The sequence below is a fragment of the Luteolibacter arcticus genome, assembly GCF_025950235.1.
Classification (GTDB): domain Bacteria; phylum Verrucomicrobiota; class Verrucomicrobiia; order Verrucomicrobiales; family Akkermansiaceae; genus Haloferula; species Haloferula arctica.
Genome location: NZ_JAPDDT010000008.1, coordinates 239,765 through 262,531 on the forward strand (window position 1 = coordinate 239,765; position 22,767 = coordinate 262,531).

Sequence of the window (22,767 nt, forward strand, 5' to 3'; positions counted from 1 at the left end):
GCCTTTGGAAATTTCCCTGCAATCAAATCCGCGTCCCGTTCGTGGATGAGTCAGGACCCTTGCAGTTGCCTCCTGAATACCCTCATCGCAATGAAACCCCTCGCTCTTCCTTTTTTCCTGGGCCTGCTCGTGTCGTGCAGGCCGGTTACCCTGGCAGACCAGCCGGGCCTCAGCCGGCCCGTCTTCGATTTTGCCTCCACCGGCCCTCGCTCGATGGAGTGCGGGCTTTCGAGCCAGCTCGAAACCGGCCGCACCAGCGCGACCGTTTCCGCCGGCGGATGCGCCTCTTGCAGATGACTGCCATGAAAGCGATCTTTTGGATACTGGCGGCGGCACCTTCCGCGGCGGTCGGCAGCGACCTGTGGTTATCCGGTCCGCAGGAGATCGAGGCCACCGGCGAGGTGCTTGCGGCCAGCGATATCACGGTGCAGGGGTATCGCCTATCCTACACGGGTGAGGAGGGGCCGTGGACCGTCGATCTGGGCGTGGGATGGAACGAATACTCGCTCGACTACCAGCCGGTGCTCTTCGGCACCACCGAGCGCATCGACAGGGGCACGCTGCAGGCCGATCTCGCCGTGACCCGCGAGTTTGGCAAGGAGTGGGCGGGCTCGCTGCGTTTCCGGGCCTACGACGGATTCTCGGACTATCGCTCGATCTGGATCTCCGAGTTCTACCGTCAGTTCTTCGGGGCATTCAGCGGCTACCGCGATCCGGATCCGAAAGGCTTCTCATTCGGCGGCATGGCGGTCTGGAACTACCTTCCCGGCTCGGGCAAGGCGGAGTTCTCGTTGGAGACGGGGCGGGACGACATCGCGCCCGGCTGGAGCTTCAATCCCGAGCTGGGCCAGCCGGTCGCAGACCGGGAGACGCTCGACACCACCGGGGGTAGCCTGAGGGTCGAGCAGTCCCTCAACGGCTGGCTGAAGACCGAGGCTGCCCTGACCGCGCGCCAGACCTCCGACCGCCAGCCGCGATTCAGCATCCGCCATTCGTGGGCGGCCACCGCCGGGCCGGTCGGCTTCCGACTTGGCGGCGGCTACAGCGAGGAATCGCCCGCCTTCGAGGCCTTCTACGGCACCGCCCTGATCGAGTGGGATTTCCTCCCGCAATGGACCGCGAGCGCCGGCTACCGGATATACGAGGACACCGGGGAGATCGAGGCCTCCGGCTTCAACGCCCAGGCACCCGCGCTCGAATCGTCCGAGATTTTCGTCGGCCTGCGGTGGGACCGCGGCGACCTCGCGATCGGCGGCGGCGTCGGCTTCCTCGACGCCGACTACGAGGCCCTCTCTGCCGACAATCGCTTCTTCGGCAACCTCTATCGCGACCGCGAATGGTGGACCTTTCGCCTCGCGGGATCCTACCGCTTCTAACAGTCATTACCATGAAATCCCCGGCCCTCCTGCTTACCACCGCGCTCGCAGCTTCCGCCATGGAGCTGCCGCCGGACACCATCTCCGCAAACCAGTCCTTCGCCGTGCGCAACGGCAACCAATTCTCCAGCTCCAGCCTCGACGCCTACGAGGGCAGGATCCTCGTGCTGATGATGATGACCCCGTGGTGTCCGTTTTGCCAAAGCAACGCCAGCGCAGTGGGTGACGGAGTGCTCGACCACTTCAATGCTGCGTCACGAGGGGCCCTGCGCGGTAGGAACAACCACGGCATCGAGATCGACAGCCTGCTGCTCTCGACCGAACCCGCGGCGCAGTGGGACAGCACGAATTCCTCCTTCGCCACTGCCAACGGATACGAGAAGTGGGGCCTCGACGCGAATATCCAGCGCCAGACCCCGCGCGTGCTGCTCGGTTACTACCGTGGTGGCTACCCGAACGGCGTGAACTCCAGCAACCTCTACGACTGGGGCAACGACCGCCGCCGGGTGGTGGTAATGAACCTGGTCCGCGCCTCCGCCACGCACGGCTTCCGCGAGATCGTGATCAACCAGAACGCCTTCACCGCGAGCAACGCCGCCGAGGCGCAGGCATTGATCAACTCGATCCAGCCGCCGCCGGTCACGGTGTCCTTTTCTCAATGGGTGGGAATATTTCCCTTTGTAGCGGGCATGTCCGACGCGGACGACGACCCGGATCGCGACGGTTCGGCGAACCTGCTGGAGTTTTACCACGGCACCCACCCGCTCCAAGAGGCTTCGCGTCCAGCGGGGCCGGTCTTCTCGCGGGATGGCGGGATACTGAAGCTAGTCTATCGCCGAGCGAAGAACATCGGCGGCTTTACCGTGCAACTTCGTGCCTCGACCACTCTCGGGAACTGGCAGACGCTCGCCGAGAACACGCTGTCGATCCAGACCGTCGATCTCGGCAGCGTGGAAGAAGTGGTCGTTACGCTCCCGGTCACCGTCGATCCGGCGCGTTTCTACCAACTTGCGGTGACGATCCCATGACGGCACTCGGTCCCGCTAGGCGGGCGCTGAGATCGTCGGAGATCGAGCGCTTGATTACTATGCGTGCCGTACTTCCATCGACCAGAACCCCGGCGGGCAACGGCCGGGGGTGTCGTCCGTGGCCACGACGCGACGAGCGGTAGGCACCGGCGCAGAGAGGGGCGACGGTTTCGCCTGGCTTGCAGGGAGTGCTTAGGGGTGCCGCCGGACGATGATTTTTGAGAGGCGGCGGTAGGGGGCGGCGCTGCCGGAGATCTCGGTTTCGATGACGGCGAAGTTCTGGCCGGAGAGTTCGAAGGCGCGGCCGCAGAGGCCTTGGTCAGTGCAGAGGACGAAGTGCTCGCCGGTATCCAGCCAGCCGGCGATGTTCAGGTCCGAGCCGGGTTGCATGGCGAGCAATTCGTTCGCGATGCGGCTGACGATCGTGCGCCAGGCACTGGGCATGGTGACTCTCCAGGCCGTCTCTGGATCCGCCAGGGATTGCGGAACCTGGCTGACATAGACCGTTTCGACGGCTGGGCCCAGCTTGACGACGTGCTCGTTGGTCGAGTTGTCGAAGAAGAACTCGAGGCGCTCATGTCCGCCCATCTGGTCGGGTGGAATCCTGACCTCGCCACCCGCCGCGGCGACGAGCGCGGCGAGGATGTCAAATTTCTCCGCGAGCACCTTGGGGTCGGTGGTCATCTTGCGGGATCGGTCCGTCACGCTCATGTGTTGTTGTGGATTGGGGGGTGAATGAAGGATGGTGGTGGCGGGATCGGAAGATGATGGGAGCCCCATGGCAGATACCTTGGAGATCAGGGCCGAGGAAGTGAAAAGGCGGGGGAATCTTCTAAGAAGCTGTCTGAGAAATATGGCTCTCCGCCAGATTTGCCCGTCGTTCCTAGAGTAAGTAGCGGCGACCTTACTGTCGCTTTGGACAGACCGGCCTCTTCGTCTCGCCTCAAGACGTCTTGGCGGGGAAGTGTGTACGGGAATGGACGGGACAGTAAGGTCCCGGTCCTTATAGGAGAAGGGCTCCGCCTTTTCTGAACGGCCAGCACCCGTGAGATCCTGTCCGAGCGTCTTGGCGGGGAAGTGTGTACGGGAATGGACGGGACAGTAAGGTCCCGGCTTCTTATAGGAGAAGAGATCCGCTTTTTCTGACGGCCAGCACCCATGAGATCCTGCCCGAACGTCTTGGCGGGGAAGTGTGTACGGGAATGGACGGGACAGTAAGGTCCCGGCTCCTTATAGGAGAAGGGCTCCGCCTTTTCTGAACGGCCAGCACCCGTGAGATCCTGTCCGAACCAGACCACTCGGGGTGAGCAAACCTGACGGAGAGCCAGAAGTGAAGCGGCGAGGGAGATGAAGTCCCCCACCTTCCTGGCGAAATTCGATAGATCTCAGGTGGTCACGATTCGCCGGCGATGAGGTCGTCGAGGGTCTGGCGCTTGCGAACGACGCGGGCCGTGTCTCCATCGACGAGGATCTCGGCGGGGAGCGGGCGGGTGTTGTAGTTCGAGGCCATGACGAAGCCGTAGGCGCCGGCGCTGAGCAGGGCGACGGTCTCGCCGGGCTGGAAGTCGGGGAGCTCGCGGTCCTGGCAGAAGAAGTCACCGCTTTCACAGATGGGGCCGACGACATCGACCTTGCGGGTCTCGCCGGTCGGTTGCTTGAGCGGGGCGATCTCGTGGTGGCCTTCGTAGAGGGCGGGGCGGATGAGGTCATTCATGCCGGCGTCGACGACCTTGAAGGTCTTGGCCTTGCCGCGCTTTTCGAAGAGGCACTTGGTGAGCAGCACGCCGGCATTGCCGACGATGAGGCGGCCGGGCTCGAGCAGGATCTTGAGGCCGAGGTGTTCGAGGCGCGGGAAGAGGGCTTCGCCGTATTGCGCGATGGTCAGCGGGCGCTCGCCCTCGGGCTTGCCTTCCCACCAGCCGCTGCCGCCGGAGTCGAGCGAGTCATGATAGACGATGCCGATGCCGCCGCCGATGGACCAGAACTCGATGCCGTGGGTGACCTTGAGGTGGGTGGCCAGCGGCGCGACCTTTTCGACGGCCTCGATGAAGGGATCGATGGAGGTGAGCTGCGAGCCGATGTGCATTTGCAGGCCGCGGAGCTTCACGTGGGCGAGCTCCTTGGCGGCGCGGGCGTAGAGGTCGGGGATGGCATCGAAATCGACGCCGAACTTGTTCTCTGACTTGCCGGTGGAGATGTACTTGTGGGTCTTGGCGTCCACGTTCGGGTTCACGCGCACGGCGGCGGGAGCGATCACGCCGAGGTCGGCGGCGACCTCATTGAGGTAGCGCAGCTCTTCCTCGCTCTCGACATTGAAGGAGTAGATGCCCTGCTGGAGCGCGTACTCGATTTCCGCGCGGGTCTTGCCGACGCCGGCGAAGGTGCACTTGGCCGGGTCGCCGCCGGCCTTGATCACGCGGAAGAGTTCGCCGCCGGAGACGATGTCGAAGCCGGCATGCTCCGCGACGAGCAGCTTGAGCACGGAGAGGTTCGAATTCGCCTTCACCGCGTAGGCCACCTCGTGGTCGATCGAGCCGAGCGCCTGGTCGAGCCGGCGATAGTGATCGCGGATCGTATTGGCGGAATAAACGTAAAGCGGGGTGCCGTGCTCGTCGGCGAGGGTCTGGAGATTGACGTCCTCGCAGTGCAGCGAGCCATGGCGGTAGGCGAATCCGTGCATGCGGGGCCTGTAACCTCTGGCCGGGCGGCGGGCAAGGGCAGGTTGCACGTAGCGGTGGGGACGCGGTTGCGCCTCGCCGAGACGCATGGGAATGGCGGGTTCTGCGATGCGGGCGGGACCGGGCGGCATACCGGAATGACCACTCTGCGGGCCGGAGGCTCCGCGCTCCCAGCGTGCCGGGCGGCGGGCGAGGGCTGGTTGCACGTAGCGGTGGGGACGCGGGGCAGCCTCGCCGAGAAGCATGGGGATGGCGGGATCTGGCGATGCGGGCGGGACCGGACTGCATGCCCGAAGGACCACTCTGCGGGCCGGAGGCTCCGCGCACCCAGCGTGCCGGGCGGCGGTGTGAACGCGGGGACGCGGTTGCGCCTTGCTGGGCTGCGGGGGGGAGGGCTATTTGGCGGGTTCCATGGAGGGGCGCTGCCGCATTTTCCGACTCGCTGGGCTGATTCTGGCGCTCGCCTTGGCGTCGGCTGGCGCGGAAATCCCGCTCCACCCGGAGGTCGGCGCGGGGTTGTGGATCTGGGCCGGGAAGGCTTTCGACCGGCAGGAGTGCCGGTTCGTGCGGGCCTTCGAGATCCCGCGCGGGGCGGAGGTGACGACCGCCCGGCTGCGGGTGACGGCGGATAATTCGTACCAGCTTTTCCTGGATGGCCAGCCGATCGGGCGGGGAGGGGACTGGCGGGTCCTGATCGAGTATGATGTGAAGCTGCTGCTGACCCCCGGCGAGCACGTGCTGGCGCTGAGCGCGCTGAACGACTTCGACGTGGCGGGCCTGATCTTCAGCCTGCGGGTCGAATTGAGCGACGGCCGGGTGATCGAGGTTGCGTCGGACGATTCATGGAAGATCGCGCCGAATGATGCGAAGCGGTGGCAGGAGAAGACGCGCGCCTGGGAGCAGTGGCCGGCGGCCAAGGTACTGTATCCGCCTCATGACTCCTACCGACCGCAGATCTATCAGGCACCGATTTCGGAGCCGCTGGAGATCGCGCTTTGGCAGCGGAAGTGGTTCCAGGTTTCGCTGTCGTCGCTGGCGATCGCGGGGATTGTGACGGGGCTTTTCCTGGGGAGCCGGTTGTTCCTGAAATCGCAGATGGAGAAGGTGGTGCGGCGCGAGCGCGAGCGGATCGCGGTGGACCTGCACGACGATCTGGGCGGCGGTCTCACGCAGTTGGTGCTGCTCGGGGAAACGTCGCGTCGCGAGGTCGCGGGGAATTCACCGGTGGCGGATGCCTTGGCGCGTCTGTGCGATCAATCGCGCGGCCTGGTGCAGGGGATGAATGAGACGGTGTGGCTGATCAATTCGCGGCGGGACACGATCCGCGACTTCGCTTCGTACGTGGCGAAGTATGCGGAGAGCTTTTTCAAGGGCTCGCCGGTGCGTTGTCGCTTCGAGATCGAGGAGGATCTGCCGCCGCTTCCGTGCGACCTGGGCATCCGGCGGAACTTGTATCTCGCGGTGAAGGAGGCGCTGAACAACACGCTTCGACACGCTCAGGCGACTGCGGTGGAGCTTGAGATTCATCGCCAGCGGAACGAGCTGGTGGTGACCATCCGCGACAATGGCCGCGGTTTCGATGCGGCGAAAGGAGGAGAGGGCAATGGCCTGCGCAACATGGCGATGCGCGCGGCTGAGGCGGGAGGGAGCTTCAAGGTGGAGACCCGGGTGGGGGAGGGCAGCGCGATCGAGTTCCGCGTGCCCTTCCAAGCGCCGGCGCGCTTTGGCATCGCACGGCTTTTCCCTTGGAACCGCAAACGCGGCCCGGCTGAATGACCCCGCCATGACACGCAGTTCCCCCACGCCGCCCGTTCACCGGGTGGCCCTCGTTGAAGATCGCCGCGAGGTGCGCGAACAGTGGGCGAGCTTTCTCAATGGCTTCGATGGGTTTTCGTGTGTGTGCGCCTGCGCTTCGGGCGAGGAGGCCCTGCAGGCGATCCCGCCGCTGCGGCCGGACATCGTGCTGATGGACATTTTCCTGCCGGGGATGTCGGGCATCGAGTGCACGGTGCGGCTGAAGGTGGTCATCCCGGAAAGCCGCGTGCTCATTCTAACAGCATCCGATGACGAGGAGATGGTCTTTCCCGCGCTGGAGGCCGGGGCGGACGGCTACTTGCTGAAGCACTCGACGCCCGCGGAGCTGCACCACGCCTTGCTGGATGTGCTGCATGGCGGGGTGCCGATGACGAGCGGCATCGCCCGGCGGGTGGCGGGATTTTTCCGCCGGCGTGGTGAGGTCCGTCTCGAAACGGCGCGGCTCAGCCAGCGGGAGACGGAGGTGCTGGACCTGCTGGCGAAGGGCTTCGTGAACAAGGAAATCGCCGACAAGCTCTCGCTGAGCGTGGAGACGATCCGCAGCTACCTGAAGAACATCTACGAGAAGATGCACGTCCACTCGCGGGCAGAGGCGGTGGCGAAGTACATCACCGGGCGCGGCGGCAGCGGGACTACCCGCAGTTGAGGGTATTGGGGGAAAAGGGTGGGACTGATACGGTGTCCGACGAGTGCCCGGAGATTCCGGGGCTCGCAAACCCATCATTCCCAGAACCCTTGTGACCCTGTCCGTCCCGCGGCTGTTGCTGCCCCTTTGTCTCGTTTTCTCGCCACTCCTGTCGGCGGAGACCGCCTTTCACGCGTGGGCGGAGCGGCCGGTGATGGGGTGGAATAGCTGGGACTTTTACGGGACGTCGATCAACGAGACCAAGTCCAAGGCGCAGGCCGACTACATGGCCGCCAATCTCTTGGCGCACGGCTGGGATCTCATCACGGTGGACATTCAGTGGTACGAGCCGAATGCCACGGGCTTCAACTACAACGCCAACGCCACGCTGGTGATGGACGAGTGGGGTCGCCTGACGCCGGCGACCAATCGCTTTCCCTCCGCGGCCGGTGGCGCGGGATTCAAGCCGCTGGCCGACTACGTTCACTCGAAGGGGCTAAAGTTCGGCATCCACATGATGCGCGGGATTCCACGCCAGGCATGGCAGCAGGACTTGCCGGTGAAGGGCACGGTGTATTCCGCGAAGGACATCGCCGATCCTAACAGCACCTGTGCGTGGAATCCGGACATGTATGGCGTGGACATGACCAAGCCGGGCGCGCAGGCCTACTATGATTCGATCATGGAGCTGGTCGCTTCGTGGGAGGTGGACTTCGTGAAGATCGATGACCTCAGCCGGCCTTATCATCTCAAGGAGATCGAGGCGATCCGCAAGGCGATCGACAAGACCGGCCGGCCGATCGTGCTCAGCACCTCGCCCGGCGAGACGCCGGTGGACCGTGGCACGCACGTGATGAACCATGCCAACCAATGGCGGATCAGCGATGACTTCTGGGACAACTGGGGTGCGCTCTACGATCAGTTCAAGCGGCTGCACGATTGGACGCCGTATCGCGGACCCGGGCATTTCCCGGACGCCGATATGCTGCCGCTTGGCAAGATCCAGGGCGGCAACAATACCGCTCTCGGCCGCGTCACCAACTTCACCACGAACGAGCAGTACACGCTGATGAGCCTGTGGGCCATCGCGCGATCGCCGCTGATCCACGGCGGGGACATGACGCAGATGGATCCGTTCACGTTATCGCTGCTGACGAATGACGAGGTCCTTGCGGTGAATCAGCACAGCACGCACAACCGCCAACTCTTCCGCAATGGCGATCTCGTCGCGTGGGTCGCCGATAGGGAAAACTCGACGGACAAGTACCTCGCGGTCTTCAACACAGGATCCTCCGCTGCGAACGTGCCGGTGAATCTTGCGACTCTCGGTTTCAGCGGTGCCGCGCAAGTTCGCTCATTGTGGGATCAGAGTGATCTCGGTGCCTACAGCGGCACCTTCTCGCCCTTCATGCCCTCTCATGGTGCGGCGCTCTACCGGCTCTCTGGCGAAGTGTTGCCCACGCCGTGGATGATTGGCGCGACTGCCGGGGACGGCACGGTCAGCGTGAGTTGGGAAGATCTTGCGACGGCGACATCCTACCGGCTGAAGCGCGGGACTTCTGAAGGCGGGCCGTTCACCGTGCTCGCCGACAACCTGGATGCCACGACTTTCACCGACAACTCGGTGGTGAATGGCACGACCTACTACTACGTCGTGTCGGCCATCGTTTCCGGAGAGGAGACGCCGGACTCGGGAGCCCATGCCGCGACTCCGGCGGGCGCGCCGCTGACGGTGAGCTGGAACTACGACCGCTTTGGCACGGTCACCGGCAGTGCCATCGCCGGGGTGGTGCCCGTGGCGAACTGGAACAATTCATGGCCGAGCAATCCGCTCAGCAACCTGATCGACAGCGCGGGCAATCCGACCTCGCTCGACATTACCTACGGCTCCCAGAACACGTGGAGCATCCAGGGCAGCTCACCCGCGCTCGATGGCAATGGCACTTCCAATAAGCGCCTCCTCAATGGCTACCTGAACGCCGGCCCTGCGGCGTGGAACCCGCCGGTGAGCCGCTCATCCGTGACGCTCTCGCAGGTCCCGCACGGCTACTACGACCTCATCGTTTACTTCTCCTCCGATCAAGCGGGTCGCGAAGGTCAGGTCACCGACGGGACCACGACCTACTACTTCACTACGCTGGGGCCGGCGAGCATCGCGGGGTCGAATGCGACGTTGACCCGCACCACGCAGGCCAGTTCGGCGGCATGGCCGGGTGCGAACTACGCGATCTTCAGCGGGCTGAGCGGGGGAGACAAGACGGTGGCGGTGCAAATGCGCGACAACGATGAGTGGGGCGGCATCGCGGCGATTCAGATCGTGCCCCAGGTCGATCCGCTGCCGGCGGCGAAGCTTCAGATCAGCCTGCAGGCGGGCGGCACCACCGGCTTGCTCTCGTGGCCGGCTGGACTGGGGACGATTCTGTTAGAGGAAAGCGACGATCTCACGGACTGGGAGCCGGCCGATCCCCAGCCTGAAGGAAACTCGATCGTGGTGCCCATCGGGGACTCCCCGCGTTTCTACCGGCTCAGCCGCCCTTGAGCAAAAACTCTCCAAACCCATGAACCCAACACACACTACCCGAACCCTGATCCTCCTCAGTCTCGCGATCGCCACCACGGCCCCGGCGGCGACGGTCAGTTGGAACTACGACCGCAATGGCACGGTCACCGGCACGGCCGTGGCCGGCGTGGTGCCGGTCGCCAACTGGAATAACTCGTGGCCGAGCAACCCGACCACCGATCTCATCGACGATATCGGCGCATCAACCACCATCGACCTCAGCTACGCTTCGTTCAACAACTGGAACATCCAAGGCAGCCACCCCGGCGTCGATGGTGACGGCAGCTCCAACAAGGAGCTCCTCAACGGCTACCTCAACGCCGGTCCCGCGGGTTGGAATCCGCCGGTGACCTCCTCCTCGGTCGCCATTTCCCAGATTCCCTACGCGAGCTACAACATCATCGTTTACTTCTCGTCGGACGGCGCGAACCGGGAGGGGCAGGTCGGAAACGGCTCGACCACCTTCTATTTCAGTACGCTCGGCGCGGCCAGCATCGCGGGATCGAATGCCACGCTGACGCAGACGACTTCGACCAGTACCTCGGACTACGCAGGTGCCAACTATGCGATCTTCTCCAGCCTGAGCGGCGCGTCGCAAACGATCACCCTGCAGATGCGCGACAACGACGAATGGGGCGGAATTGCCGGCTTCCAAGTCGTCGCCGTGCCCGAACCGTCGGCCGCCTTGCTTGGTGGCCTGGGGCTGCTCGGCCTGCTGCGCCGCCGTCGTGCGTGAATCGGTCTTTCCCGGAACCGCGGACCTAGTGCGGCTCCTCTCCTCGAACCCAAGACAGAACCCATGAAAAAGCAGATTGCCCTCGTTCTCGCCGCGACCTTCACGGCGCAGGCCTCGACCGTGAGTTGGAACTACGATCGCAACGGCACCGTTTCCGGCAGCGCCGTCGCGGGTGTTTCCCCCGCCGCGAATTGGAACAATTCGTGGCCGACCAATCCGACCACCAATCTCATCGACAAGAACGGCGAGGCGACCACGCTCGACCTCGCCTACGCCTCGTTCAACAACTGGAACATCCAAGCCAGTCATCCCGGCGTCGATGGTGATGGCAGCTCCAACAAGGAGCTGCTCAACGGCTACCTGAATGCCGGTCCGGCCGGCTGGAACCCGCCGGTCACTTCGTCATCGGTCACCATCTCCCAGATCCCGTATCCCGACTACAAGATCATCGTCTATTTCTCCTCCGACGGTGCGGACCGTGAGGGCACGGTGAGCGACGGCGTAACCACGTACTATTTCAAGATGCTGGGCGCCGCCAGTATCAGCGGCAGCAACGCTACCCTGACTCAGGCCACCGATACCACCGCGGGGGGCTATGCCATCGGCGCGAATTATGCCGTCTTCGACAACCTGACGGGCGCTTCTCAAGTCGTCACGGTGCAGATGCGCGACAACGACGAGTGGGGGGGCATCGCCGGCTTCCAGGTCGTCGCCGACCTGGGCACGGTGCCGGAGTTCGGCTTGCAGCCGGAGGATCAATCGGCGGCCGTGAATTCGACCGCCACCTTCACCGCCTCGGCGGTTGCGGATCCGGCACCGACCTACGAGTGGGAGTATTCTGCCAATGGAACTTCCGGTTGGGAACTCATCGATGACCAGACCTCGGCAACGCTCGTGCTCAATGGTATCACCTTCGCCGACGAGGGCTACTACCGGGTCATCGCGACCAATACCAACACCTCGGTCACGAGCGACACGGCTTTCCTCGATGTCTTCTATGCCGAGCCTTCCATCACCACCCAGCCGGCGGACACCTACGCGGTCGAGGGCTCGTCGGTGCAGCTTTCGGTTTCGGCCACGGGGTATGAAGCGCTGACCTACCAGTGGTACAAGAACAGCACGCTCCTGAGCGGCGAGACGGCCGAGACGCTGACCCTCTCGAATGTCGATGGCGACGTTGGCGGTGTCTATTTCGTGGAAGTCACCGACAGCGTCGAAGCGGGCCTGAAGTCCACATCGGACAATGCGACGGTGGTCGTGTTTCCGCCATGGAATGGCCTGGTGAGTCACGATGCGATCGATACCGCGGCAGGATACGCGATCGGCGAACTGCCGCTGCAGGATCCGACGATCACCGGCTACGTGGGCGCGTGGACCGAGATCGACTTCGGCGATGCCGAGCCCGGGGTGATCGCGGGATCGCTGACCTATGCGGACCCGCTCTACCTAGGCTCGTCGGGCGATCATGTGGGCAAGGCAGCGGACGCGGCCGGCGTCGGTGCCGACAACAGTGGCCGCACTTACCGGAAGCTCGCACCCGCCCAAGTCGTCGTCGGGAACACGACCGGCACCCGCTACTTGAGCTGGCTGTACCGCAATGGCAACGAAAACGCCGTGGCCCAGCCGTATGTCCACTCGGTGCTCTCGCTCTATCAGGATACCGGCGGCGCGAATCCCTCCGGCGATGCCGCGCGGCGCACCTTCGAGGCGGGCATTTCCGATGCGGACTTTGCGACCACGAATTTCGGCTTCCGTTACAACGACTCGCAGGTCGGCAACCTGAACCTGCCGGTCGATGGAAACGTGCACCTGTTCGTGGTGAAGTTCGACCTGAGCGATGCGGGTGGCGGCGATAGTCTGACGGTGTGGATCGATCCTGCGCTTGGATCGGGTGAGCCGGTCGGTGGCAGCACGTTGAGCGACCTCGACATCGCCTTCGACTCGCTGGCCTTCTCCGACTACGCGAGCAATTCGGTGGCTTGGGACGAAGTGCGTTGGGGCAGCAGCTTCGATAGCGTGACACTCAACACCAATCCTCCTGCGAACTTCGCCGCGTGGATCGCGGGTTACCCGGGGGTGGGTGAGTTCGATGGATTCGACCAGGATGCCGATCACGATGGTCTGGCGAATGGCGTGGAGAACTACTTTGGCACCGATCCGTCCGCCACGAATGCCGGTATCACGCAAGTCGCGAAGAGCGGCAGCACCGTGACCTTCCAGCATCCGCAAAGTGGCGCGCCTGCCAGTGATGTAAGCGGTGCCTACCGCTGGAGCAGCGATCTCGGGACGTGGCATGACAGCGGTGAAGCCAATGGGGGAACCACGGTCACCTTCGTCGCCAGTGCGAACACGCCGTCGGCAGGCATCACGACGGTGACCGCCACCATCACCGGGACGGCTCCGGCGAAGCTCTTCACCCAGCTACGCGTCAGCCAAGACCAGTAACAGGACTCCTGCGGAGTTAGAGAAAGCGGCCGCGCTTGCCCGGGTTCATGGGTTTCCCGGGCGGGCGCGGCCGAAACTGTCTTTGACGTGGGTCTTTCCCAGTTATTCAAATGAACCTTGGCGCTTGACCCTGCGGCGGCGAATCCCGTCAGATCGCGACCATGCGCTCCCCCTTCTTTCGTAGCATCATCGCCGGTGCGTGGATGATTTTGAGTGCCGGTGCGTCTGCTCAGGAGGCGACACCGGAGTTTGATCCGCTGGGCGAGAAGGTGGAGCTGCCGCGATTGGTGCGGGTGCAGGCGGAATTCATCGAGGTGTCACATGAGACGCTGACGAAGCTCTTGCTCAAGCCGCGGGAGGGTGCCGACGATAGCGGGCTGCGCCAGGACCTCGCGAAGCTGGCGGAGGAAGGCAAGGCGACGGTGGTGGAGACGATGCTGTGCACCGGCCGGAGCGGGGAGAAGTCGTTGGCGGAGTCGCTCAAGGAATACATTTATCCGACCGAATACGAGCCGGCCGAGATTTCGAAAGAAATCCACACGACCGCGAACGGGGGGAAGCTGGAAGGCATCTCGCGGGACAGTGCGGTAGGTCCTACTCCGACTTCCTTCGAGACCCGCAATCTCGGATCCTCCCTCGAGATCGCGCCGACGCTTTCGGAGAACGGCAAGATCATTGACCTGCGGCTGGAGCCCCAGATCGTCTATCATGTTGGCAACGAGACTTGGGCCGAGTGGAAGGACAAAAGGGGTGATGCCTCCGTCCGGATGCCGAGCATGTATACCGCTCGTCTCTCCACTGCAGTGACCCTGTTGGACGGTCAGCCGCTGCTGGTGGCGGCGTTGTCGCCGAAAGGTGAGAACGGCTTTCCCGACTTCAAGCGGAAGCTGATGGTTTTCGTCCGCTGTGACGTGCTGAGCGTAGGTCGCTAACTTTTCACCGGGATGAAAGCGGCTGTCTTCCTGATGCTTCTCGCGGCAAGCGCCATGGCCCAGCAGGTCCGCGTGACCTTGCGGGTGATCGAGGTGCCACACCCGGAGCTGACGAAGTGGACGGCCGGCGAAAAGCTACCCGGTTCCGAACTCCATGAGCGGGCGGTGAAGCTCGCGCTCGCCGGTGGCGCGGAGATTGTGGATACCAATGTGCTGATCGCCAGGAGCGGGGAGAAAGCCCTCACCGAGTCGATCGCGGAAGTGATCTATCCGACGGAGTGGGAGCCCCCCGATCTCGGGGGGGCCCAACTCCCGCTGGACGCCAAGCAAGAGTTTCCTCCCATCCTTCGGCCGTCGGATTTCTCATTCGAGACTAGGCACGCGGGAACCCTACTGGAGATCGAGCCGATGGTCAGCGAAGACGGGGGCTTCATTGACCTACGGCTTGCGTTCGAAATGGTGGACCTCGAATCGCTCGCGACGTGGATGGAGTTCCGGGATGAGTGGGGTGATGCCTCAGTAAAGATGCCGATCTTTGACACGCGACGGTTGACCAGCGCCATCACGTTGGTCCCCGGGACCTTCGAGCTGTTCAATGTCTTCACGCCGAAGCCAGCGGCGGTGCCGGCGGCGGCGACCAGGCAGTTGGTTTTTGTGAAGGCCGATGTGTTGCCCGTGTCAAAGCCATGAAACGGCTCCTTGGTGTCTTGCTGTGGCTCGGGGCGGCGCTGGTGCTGCATGCGCAAGGGCCGCGGATGACGGTGGCGGGGACGCAGACGATCCTGGAGATCGAGAAGGCGGAGGTGGATATCCGCGTGGTGGGCGGGGTGGCACGCACGGAGATGGAGCTGGTTTTCCGCAACGACACGAAGCGGATGGTCGAGGGGGAGTTCACGCTGCCGCTGCCGGAGGGCGCGACGGTGTCGAGCTATGCGCTGGAGGTGAATGGCGCGCTGCGAGAGGCGGTAGCGGTGGAGAAGGAGCGGGCGAGCCGCGCGTATGAAACCATCAAGCGGCAGATGATTGATCCGGGGATCGTCGAGAGGCAGGCGGGCAATGTGTATCGGACGCGCGTGTTCCCGGTGCCGGCGGAGGGGACGAAGCGGTTGCGCATCGGCTATGTGGAGAGCTTGCCGCGGGAAGCGGACGGCTATCGCTACCGGGTGCCGCTGAAGTTCGAGGGGCTCCTAAAGGATTTTCGGGGCGAGATCACGGTCGCGGACGGTGCCTCGCTGAAGCTGAATGGCAGCGTGCCGGTGTCCTTCGTGGCGGATGGCAAAGGAAAGCGGGTTTGCAAGGCGGAGTCGGTGCGGCTGGCGGGCGAGCTGGAATTGCGAGTGCCCTTGGCCGCGGGGCCGGAGCTGGTGGTGGAAGGAGAAAAGGAGCCAGCTTTCCTGCTCAACGATGTCTTTCCCGACTTGCCGGAAGAGAAGCGGCCACCGGCGCGGCTGGTGACGATTTACTGGGATGCCTCGGAGTCGGGCGCGCGGCTGGATCCGGCGGCGACGTTCCGCTTGTTAGACGAGTGGTTCCGCGGGCAGAGAGAGGTGAAAGTCGCGGTGAAGCTGCTGCGGGACGCGATCGAGGACGCGGGTGTGCATGAGGTGCGCGGCGGCGACTGGAGCGCGATCCGGAAGGTGCTGGAAGCGGTGGATTACGACGGCGCGACTTCGGTGGCAGGGCTTGAGCGCGGGGACTCGGAGCTGGTGATTTACTGTGGCGATGGGGCGGCGACTTGGGGTGGCGCGACGACGGGGGTGATCCAGTGTCCGCTGTTCGTGCTGCATCGCGGCGCGGGCGAAACGTCCGCCGTGCTGGAAGAGCGGGCTCGCTCGACTGGCGGGGCGCTGGTGAATGTGGACCGGGAAGATCCGGCGGTGGCGCTCCGGCGCTTGCAGGTGATGCCGTTTCGCGTGACCGGCGTGTCGGGCGATGGCGTGGAGGATTTCCAGGTGGAGCACGCCGTGATCTCGCCGGGCATGCCGGTGCGGGTGAGCGGTCGTCTGACGACGGGGACGAAGGGCAGTCTCGAAATCTCCTATGGCGTGGGCACTGAGTCGCGCGTGCGGCGTCAGGTGGCATTGCCTGCGACGATGCCGGATGAGGGGCTTATCCGGCGGCTGTGGGCGCAGGACAAGCTGACCGAACTGGAACGGCATGCCGATCGCGGGACGATCGTCGAGCACTGTCGCAAGCACGGCTTGGTCAGTGGCGAGACGTCGTTGATCGTGCTGGAGCGCTTCGAAGATCACCTGACCTATGAGATCCCGCCGCCGGAGCCGGACTTGAGGAAGCGCTATGATGAGGAACTCGCCTTCCGACGTCAGCGGCGTGGAAATGATCTGGCCGCAGCGTGGAAGGGCCGGCTGGCGTGGCATGGCACAGCTTATCCGGGACTTGAGTACGTGCTGCTGCCGCGGCTGCGCCAGATCGGCGTGTGGAAGAGTTCGGTCGAGAAGGTGTTTCAGCCGGGAGACTTGGATGCGAAGGCTTTTGCTGCGGTGACCGGTTGGCATGATCGGGCGCTGGCCTTGATCGAGAGATGGGATGCTTTGCCTGATGAGGCGGCTTACCAGGCGTGGCTTGGACAGATCGAGGCCTTGATGGCGGAAGGGCCGGGGCTTGCGAAGACACCGGTCGATCCGCCGCCAGCGGGCAAGCCGCTCGTGGTGTCCGTGCGCGGGTTGGTGGCGCGGCCGGGGCAGGTGCGGGTGAAGGGCAAGCTGACCCTGAAGGAGTCGGTGGCGAAGGCGGGTGGTCCGCTGTGGGATGGCGTGCTGGAACGCGTGGCACTCTATCGGAGCGGCGGCAAGACGGTCTTCAATGCAATGAGCAAGCGCTTCGAGGACATCGAGCTGAGACCCGGCGACATGGTGGTGGTGGAGAGCGAGCCGTATGATTCCAGCAGCATGGATCCCTTCGCCGAGGCTCCGGAGTCCAATCCCGCGGACGAGGGGCCGGTGGTGAGCGATGAGGATGTGTGGGTGACGGAAGAACCGGCGGCGGGTGGTTCTTCGGATGGGGCGATCGGCGATGGTCAGGAGCGCCGCGCGACGGCAGGGACCATCCGGTTGGTCGATCCTTCGGAGGCGGAGGTGCCGGATCTGGCTGCGTTCGAGGCGCGATTGAAGGCGGGCGAGGAGCCGCTTCGCGCGTATCTCGCGGTGAAGGACGGCAAGCTACGGCCGGACCGCTTTTATATCGAGGCTTCGCGACGTTTGTTCGCGGCGGGTCACGATTTGCTGGCGACGCGGGTGATTTCGACGCTGTCCGAGCGCGGGAATGGGCGGGCGGCGGCGTTCTGGTTGATGGAATTCGGGAAGCCCGCGGTGGCGGCGCAGGTGCTGCGCGATCTGCCGGCGGAGGAGGGTGGATTGCCGGTGGAGTTTGCCCTTGCGGAAACGGAGGACACTCCCCGCGAGGTGGCGGACTTGCTCGGTGTGGCGGTGAAAGCGAGCGAATCGATGCAGGGCGCGGTGATTGCCCTGACGGAGGTGAATCGGCTCGATCCACATGCTTTCCCGAAGATGGCGGGGAATCTGCCTTGTGACCTGAGGATCACGGTGCAGTCGCAGTTCGCTGGGGTGGAGCCTGAGATCGAGGTGGTTGATCCGACCGGGATGCGGCTGATCACGTGGGGAGCGAGTCCGATCGGCGGGCGTCTGGTGGCGGCACCCGGGGTGGCCGAGTTCGTGATCCGTCGCGGCGTGCCGGGAGTGTATCGGGTGAAAATTTATTCGAAGAGCGATGCCACGTTCCGGGTCGCACTGCACACCGACTGGGGGAGGGAGGAGCAGAAGACGGTGCGTTCGACGTGCTGGATCGAGGGTGGTGAAAGGGATGAGGTGGCGGAACTGGAGTTTAAGTTCCGGGCGGCGGGGAGGTAGGTGGTCGTGGGATGCTTCGTTTTGAATGCGGCAACTAACACGGATTGGGGGATTTCGGGTTTTGGCGGCGGTCAGGGTATCGCGCCCCTTCAGGGCGCCGGGTGTTGGGCGGATGGACCCGGGGCGACGCTGCGCTTGCCCCGGGCTGAGGGATGGCGCGCCGTTGGCGCTGGAAGGCAGGTGAGCTTGCCTGAATCCAATTTCGTCTGTTTCGGTTGGTTCGTGGTTCTCCACCCAGACTTTTTTGGTGATGGCGGATGCACACGGGGGCTTCCCCGCTGCAGGGCTGCTGGCTTCGGGCGGCAGCAGGGCCGCACGCAGTCCGGGTCTCCGACTACTGGGGCGGGCCGCCGTGTGTCCCGGGGAAGCGTCTGGTTTAGGATTGGCAGCGAAGGACCATTCGAGCCGGTCTGAAGACCGGCGCTCCCGGGAGGCCGCTCCCGACTACGACCTACCATCTTCCATCCGCCTGCCATTTCTGGATCCCAAGGTGGAGGCCCGTCTCGCTCTGCACGTTTCGCGGCTTGGAATGTGGCGGGATGCGGTTATCCATAGCGGGATGAAGCGGGTGCTTGCGTCGCTGTTGCTGACGGGTGTGCTTTTGGAGAGCGCGGTCGCCTTGCCGAATTCGATCCTCGGGCCGGTGTTCGCGGCGGAGAGTCCGCTGAATGGTCAGGATCTCACCGACCAGTTATTTGCGGCCGGGGTGTGGGATGATGCGGCCGGGCTGCCCGGCGAGTGGAATGAGGAAGGCCAGATCGCCACCGCGACGATTTCGCATCTGCGGGCGCGGCCGAAACTTTTCGGGCACGAGGTGATCCTGCTGCGGTCGGTGACGCGCGGGGGGAAGCTGGAATCGCTGGAGGCGACGTTCGTCGATGCGGGTTCGTTCTTCGGCTACTTCGACGAGGAACTGCCGGAGGGCCTGAGCAAGCGCGAGACTCGCAAGGAGGTCGAAATCCGGCTGGCGGCGAAGCAGACCGAATTCACGAAGATTTACACCGACGCGCATACGGACCTGCGAATGGCGATTTCCTCCGCCTGTGGGGACGCCAAGCCGGTGGAGGCGAAGATCGGCCGGACCCGGGGGTTGAAGACGCCGGTCGAGGAGTGGCAGAAGAATGGCAAGCACGTCCGCCTGCTGGCGGCGAACAACCGGCTGCTGCGGGTGAGCATCGCGGCGACCGATGCCGACCAGTGGCTCGACCCGGCGGTAGCGGCGCTGCCGGAGCGGGAGCAACTGGCCAAGCTCGCTGCCACGGTGGCGCGCGATGACGACGGCACCGTGCGCCTGCCGGATTTGCAGCCGATTCCGCAGGGCTACCGGCCCTACTGCGGGCTCAATAGCTTGGCGATGGCGGCCCGCCACTTCGGCCTGCACCTCGATGAGGACTGGCTGGCGGTGGCCGCCGGCTTCCAGAATACCGGTCGCGCCGATGGGGCGAATATGGTGAAGGTGTATCACGCGGTGGCCTCGGAGGCCGGGCTGGGGCTGGATCGCACGACGAAATTCGATGCCTCCGCGGCGTCGCGGGCGATTTCGCAAGGCTTCCCGGTGATCGTGTGGCGGCGCTTTTCCCACGACCGGAACCAGCTTCACACCCGCTTCATGCGGCAGCTTTCACGCGATCCCGCGGCGACATTGCCGGATCCGGCGGCTGCCGCCGAGCGTGCTTCATGGCCGGGCGAGACCGCGCCACTGCACGCCTCGGTGGTGGTCGGCTACAACGCGGAGCGGAAGGAAGTGCTGTTCCTCGAGAGCTGGACCGGGCGGGACAAACCGCGGCGGATGCGGGTGGAGGAGTTGGCGGCGACGACGGACCTGTGCTTCGTTTTCAAGCCCTGAGGAAACCCGGGAGGCGGACCGCATGGGCAGATTGCATGCTTTCGAGCTTGGCTTGAAGGTCAATATAAGCTAAAGGCCCAACCGTGGCATCCCGGAAAACCAACGAAATTGCTCCCTGGCTGGAGCTAGCCCTGAGGCTGGCTCTCGGGGGCTTTTTTGCGTGGAGCGGGTGGGCGAAGGTGTTTCAGACCGGTCTCAACGAGTTCACGCGGGCGGTCGGAAACTACAAGATCGTCTATTCTCCATGGGACGCCGTGGTCGCCTACACCATCCCGTGGGTGGAAATGGTGGTGGGCCTTTGCCTGATCCTGGGCCTGTGGAAACGCGGGGCCCTGCTGGCGCTGGCGGGACTGGTGGCCTTCTTCGCCGTCGGGGTCGGGCATGCGTGGAGCAAGGGCCTGAACATCGCGTGCGGCTGCACCGGGAATCCGGATGGCTCGCCGATGAACTACACGTTCAAGTTCGTGGAGTTCGGGGGATATTGGCTGGCGATCCTGATCCTCTGGTGGCTGGGCCGGCGAGGGACCGGGCATGTCTTCGGCGGGACGAAGATGAAGCTGCCGGGCTGAGCGGCCGCTCACTTCAACAAGCGCTGGAGCAGGCTCTTCGCCGCCGCGGGCTTGGCGCGGATGCAGATTTCCCAGACGGTGCGGATGGTGCCGGCGTCCATGCCGATCATCTTGACCTCGAAGGCGCGCTGCAACCGCACGGCGTGGAAGCGCTCCAGCTCCGGCGATTCCTTGTTTCCCGGGCTGGTTTCGACGATCAGCAGATCGCGGGTGCCCTTGGGGTAAATGCGGACTCGGACCCCATCGACCCGTGACATGGCCGGGGTGCCGAAGACTTCCTCGGGATCGAAGCGGTCGCCGAGCTGCTTGGCGAAGCGCTGCAACTCGGTGTCGTCAAGGGCCTGCCATGGCAGAGTCTCGCGACCGGCAGCTCCCGCGTGAAGGGCGGCACAGAAACTGAAGATAGCTAGATATTTCAGAATCACGTAATATATTTACCGGATCGATCGTCGGCTGGCGAGTCCTGAGTTTCCGGGTGCCGGATGTCGCGGGTCGGGGGTTGCCGCCACGGCCTGCGCTGCTAAAAGTCCGGCATGCGCTACCGCGAACGTTTGCAGGCGAGGATTGCGGCCACCGGCTCCCGTCTCTGTGTGGGCCTCGACCCCCGGCCGGGTGATGGAGGAATCGAGGCGGTGCCGGATTTCCTGAAGCGGGTCGTGGATGAAACCTGGCAGCACGCCGCGGCCTTCAAGCCGAACATGGCCTACTTCGAAGCGATGGGTCTGCGGGGAATAGAGATCCTCGAAAAGCTGCTGGGCGAAATGCCCTCCGAGGTGCCAGTCATCCTCGATGCGAAACGCAGCGACATCGGCGAGACGCAGAAATACTACGCCCATAGTTACTTCGGCCACTGGAAAGTGGATGCGGTGACGCTCAATCCCTTCCTCGGCTACGATTCCATCGAGCCCTTCCTCGGCTGGGAGGGAAAGGGGATCTATCTGCTGGCGGTGACCTCGAATGCGGGCTCGGCCGATTTCCAACGCCAGACGCTGGCGGACGGCCGCGCTGTCTTCGAGTTGGTCACGGCGCTCGGGGAGCGGGCGAAAGGCCTGCCGACGGATGTCGGCTATGTGGTCGGCTTGACGAATGCGGCCGGTGTGCTGGCGAAGATCCCGGACGCCCCGCTATTGGTGCCCGGCCTCGGTGCCCAGGGCGGTGATCTTGCCGCACTCGCCGCTGCCGCGCGGACTGCCCCGGACGTGATCAATGTCTCCCGCGGCATTCTTTATGCTGACGATGGCAATAGCTACCGCGACCGCGCAATCTCATGGGCTACGAGAATTTCCCAAGCCTACGAAGAAGCGGTCGCGTGAGTCCGTAGCAAAGGCTAACGTGTCACACTGATGCCGAGGAAAGAACACCCGAAGAGTGGTCAAGTGACCGCCCATTATTCCGGCCTGTTGCCCCAAAAGGGTTGGCCCGGGCGGAACTACAAGTTCTTCCGGCATCGCATTGTGCCCGGGATGTTTTCCAAGCGCGGCGGCCTGGAGCAGGATCCCGTGCTGACCGTGCCGGAGAATGGCTGCGTGCGGGTAACATGGATCGGCCACGCTTCCTTCCTGCTGCAATTCGCCGACCACTCGGTGATGGTCGATCCGAACTGGGCGCGTTGGCATGGCTTCGTGAAGCGCCTGCGCGAACCCGGCCTGCCGCTGAAGGCGATCCCGGAACTCGACCTAGTGGCGGTGAGCCATGCGCACTTCGACCATCTGCACAAGCCGAGCCTCAAGGTCCTGCAATCGCGCGGCGGCATCATCGTCCCGCGCGGCAGTGGCAACCTGGTGAGGCGACTCGGCTTTCCCGCCGTGCACGAAGTGAAAGTGTGGGATCACTTCGAGTACAACAGCCTCAACGTGGTCCATACGCCGAGTCATCACTGGGGCGCGCGCTACCTGCACGACATCCACCGCGACTACGGCGGGTATCTGATCGAGTCCGGGGGGAAGAGCGTCTTCCACTGCGGGGATAGTGCGTGGTTCGATGGCTTCGCAGAGATCGGGCGGCGCTTGCCTAACATCGACGTGGCGCTGATGCCGATCGGTGCGTATGATGCGCCGAGTGGCCGTGATGTGCACTTGAATCCGGAAGAGGCAGTGCGCGCGTTTGCCGAGATCGGCGCGAAGGTGATGATCCCGATGCACTACGGCACCTTCCCGCTCGGCAACGAACCGATCGGCGAACCCGTCGAGCGCCTGCTGATGGAGGCCGACCGGCTGGGCATCAGCGAGAAGATCCTGATTCCCGAAGAGGGCGTGGGGATCGAGTGGTGA

At 64.2% G+C, this 22,767-nt stretch carries 18 protein-coding genes; 15 read left to right on the top strand and 3 right to left on the bottom strand.

All coding sequences use genetic code 11. The features are described 5' to 3' along the window. The first annotated feature begins 90 nt into the window (after positions 1-90). The 3 genes from OKA05_RS18325 to OKA05_RS18335 are packed head-to-tail and all read left to right on the top strand — an operon-like array spanning position 91 to position 2,404. Complete coding sequence (locus OKA05_RS18325; protein ID WP_264488632.1) at positions 91-297, top strand: hypothetical protein; 207 nt, start codon at positions 91-93, stop codon at positions 295-297. A gap of 5 nt (positions 298-302) precedes the next feature. After that, positions 303-1,376 carry a hypothetical protein gene (locus OKA05_RS18330; RefSeq protein WP_264488633.1) on the top strand — a complete coding sequence of 358 codons (1,074 nt, stop codon included), beginning with the start codon at positions 303-305 and terminating at the stop codon, positions 1,374-1,376. Positions 1,377-1,387: 11 nt separating this feature from the next. Continuing rightward, complete coding sequence (locus OKA05_RS18335; protein ID WP_264488634.1) at positions 1,388-2,404, top strand: hypothetical protein; 1,017 nt, start codon at positions 1,388-1,390, stop codon at positions 2,402-2,404. Positions 2,405-2,596: 192 nt separating this feature from the next. Here OKA05_RS18335 and OKA05_RS18340 read toward each other — a convergent pair whose 3' ends face one another. Both OKA05_RS18340 and lysA read right to left on the bottom strand, forming a co-directional pair. Then, positions 2,597-3,088 carry a hypothetical protein gene (locus OKA05_RS18340; RefSeq protein WP_264488635.1) on the bottom strand — a complete coding sequence of 164 codons (492 nt, stop codon included), beginning with the start codon at positions 3,086-3,088 and terminating at the stop codon, positions 2,597-2,599. A 709-nt stretch (positions 3,089-3,797) separates the two neighbouring features. After that, the gene (gene lysA / locus OKA05_RS18345) at positions 3,798-5,327 is read right to left on the bottom strand and encodes a diaminopimelate decarboxylase (RefSeq protein ID WP_264488636.1); all 1,530 of its coding nucleotides are present in this window, start codon (positions 5,325-5,327) and stop codon (positions 3,798-3,800) included. A 166-nt stretch (positions 5,328-5,493) separates the two neighbouring features. Here lysA and OKA05_RS18350 point away from each other — a divergent pair, with 166 nt between their 5' ends. From OKA05_RS18350 to OKA05_RS18395, 10 genes are all read left to right on the top strand, one after another. Then, positions 5,494-6,858, top strand: coding sequence for an ATP-binding protein (locus OKA05_RS18350; protein WP_264488637.1), 1,365 nt, complete (start codon positions 5,494-5,496; stop codon positions 6,856-6,858). A 7-nt stretch (positions 6,859-6,865) separates the two neighbouring features. After that, the gene (locus OKA05_RS18355) at positions 6,866-7,543 is read left to right on the top strand and encodes a response regulator transcription factor (protein ID WP_264488638.1); all 678 of its coding nucleotides are present in this window, start codon (positions 6,866-6,868) and stop codon (positions 7,541-7,543) included. A gap of 91 nt (positions 7,544-7,634) precedes the next feature. Beyond that, positions 7,635-10,061, top strand: a complete 2,427-nt coding sequence (locus tag OKA05_RS18360; protein WP_264488639.1) for a glycoside hydrolase family 27 protein — start codon at positions 7,635-7,637, stop codon at positions 10,059-10,061. Between the two features lie 19 nt (positions 10,062-10,080). Then, positions 10,081-10,818: a PEP-CTERM sorting domain-containing protein gene (locus tag OKA05_RS18365; protein WP_264488640.1), complete on the top strand. Its 738-nt coding sequence runs from the start codon at positions 10,081-10,083 to the stop codon at positions 10,816-10,818. Positions 10,819-10,881: 63 nt separating this feature from the next. Beyond that, entirely contained in the window at positions 10,882-13,263 is a 2,382-nt protein-coding gene (locus tag OKA05_RS18370) for an immunoglobulin domain-containing protein (RefSeq protein WP_264488641.1), read from the top strand. A 161-nt stretch (positions 13,264-13,424) separates the two neighbouring features. Then, positions 13,425-14,195: a hypothetical protein gene (locus OKA05_RS18375; protein ID WP_264488642.1), complete on the top strand. Its 771-nt coding sequence runs from the start codon at positions 13,425-13,427 to the stop codon at positions 14,193-14,195. Between the two features lie 12 nt (positions 14,196-14,207). After that, positions 14,208-14,885 (top strand): hypothetical protein, encoded by a 678-nt coding sequence (locus OKA05_RS18380; RefSeq protein ID WP_264488643.1) that lies wholly within the window; start codon positions 14,208-14,210, stop codon positions 14,883-14,885. Further along, the gene (locus OKA05_RS18385; RefSeq protein WP_264488644.1) at positions 14,882-18,082 is read left to right on the top strand and encodes a VIT domain-containing protein; all 3,201 of its coding nucleotides are present in this window, start codon (positions 14,882-14,884) and stop codon (positions 18,080-18,082) included. Before OKA05_RS18380 ends, OKA05_RS18385 begins: the two co-directional genes overlap by 4 nt. A gap of 559 nt (positions 18,083-18,641) precedes the next feature. Continuing rightward, complete coding sequence (locus OKA05_RS18390) at positions 18,642-19,928, top strand: C39 family peptidase (protein ID WP_264488645.1); 1,287 nt, start codon at positions 18,642-18,644, stop codon at positions 19,926-19,928. 83 nt (positions 19,929-20,011) lie between these two features. Next, entirely contained in the window at positions 20,012-20,497 is a 486-nt protein-coding gene (locus OKA05_RS18395) for a DoxX family protein (RefSeq protein WP_264488646.1), read from the top strand. An 8-nt stretch (positions 20,498-20,505) separates the two neighbouring features. On the opposite strand, the gene OKA05_RS18400 is transcribed toward OKA05_RS18395, so the two are convergent. Continuing rightward, on the bottom strand, positions 20,506-20,922 hold the full coding sequence (locus OKA05_RS18400) for a hypothetical protein (protein WP_264488647.1): 417 nt from the start codon (positions 20,920-20,922) through the stop codon (positions 20,506-20,508). A gap of 108 nt (positions 20,923-21,030) precedes the next feature. Here OKA05_RS18400 and pyrF point away from each other — a divergent pair, with 108 nt between their 5' ends. Next, on the top strand, positions 21,031-21,810 hold the full coding sequence (gene pyrF / locus OKA05_RS18405; protein ID WP_264488648.1) for an orotidine-5'-phosphate decarboxylase: 780 nt from the start codon (positions 21,031-21,033) through the stop codon (positions 21,808-21,810). Positions 21,811-21,840: 30 nt separating this feature from the next. Continuing rightward, entirely contained in the window at positions 21,841-22,767 is a 927-nt protein-coding gene (locus OKA05_RS18410) for an MBL fold metallo-hydrolase (protein WP_264488649.1), read from the top strand.

Coding starts and splice junctions, on each gene's coding strand:
- OKA05_RS18325 (WP_264488632.1), top strand. CDS start 91: ATGAAACCCCTCGCTCTTCCTTTTTTCCTGGGCCTGCTCGTGTCGTGC.
- OKA05_RS18330 (WP_264488633.1), top strand. CDS start 303: ATGAAAGCGATCTTTTGGATACTGGCGGCGGCACCTTCCGCGGCGGTC.
- OKA05_RS18335 (WP_264488634.1), top strand. CDS start 1,388: ATGAAATCCCCGGCCCTCCTGCTTACCACCGCGCTCGCAGCTTCCGCC.
- OKA05_RS18340 (WP_264488635.1), bottom strand. CDS start 3,088: ATGACCACCGACCCCAAGGTGCTCGCGGAGAAATTTGACATCCTCGCC.
- lysA (WP_264488636.1), bottom strand. CDS start 5,327: ATGCTTCTCGGCGAGGCTGCCCCGCGTCCCCACCGCTACGTGCAACCA.
- OKA05_RS18350 (WP_264488637.1), top strand. CDS start 5,494: ATGGAGGGGCGCTGCCGCATTTTCCGACTCGCTGGGCTGATTCTGGCG.
- OKA05_RS18355 (WP_264488638.1), top strand. CDS start 6,866: ATGACACGCAGTTCCCCCACGCCGCCCGTTCACCGGGTGGCCCTCGTT.
- OKA05_RS18365 (WP_264488640.1), top strand. CDS start 10,081: ATGAACCCAACACACACTACCCGAACCCTGATCCTCCTCAGTCTCGCG.
- OKA05_RS18370 (WP_264488641.1), top strand. CDS start 10,882: ATGAAAAAGCAGATTGCCCTCGTTCTCGCCGCGACCTTCACGGCGCAG.
- OKA05_RS18375 (WP_264488642.1), top strand. CDS start 13,425: ATGCGCTCCCCCTTCTTTCGTAGCATCATCGCCGGTGCGTGGATGATT.
- OKA05_RS18380 (WP_264488643.1), top strand. CDS start 14,208: ATGAAAGCGGCTGTCTTCCTGATGCTTCTCGCGGCAAGCGCCATGGCC.
- OKA05_RS18385 (WP_264488644.1), top strand. CDS start 14,882: ATGAAACGGCTCCTTGGTGTCTTGCTGTGGCTCGGGGCGGCGCTGGTG.
- OKA05_RS18390 (WP_264488645.1), top strand. CDS start 18,642: ATGAAGCGGGTGCTTGCGTCGCTGTTGCTGACGGGTGTGCTTTTGGAG.
- pyrF (WP_264488648.1), top strand. CDS start 21,031: ATGCGCTACCGCGAACGTTTGCAGGCGAGGATTGCGGCCACCGGCTCC.
- OKA05_RS18410 (WP_264488649.1), top strand. CDS start 21,841: ATGCCGAGGAAAGAACACCCGAAGAGTGGTCAAGTGACCGCCCATTAT.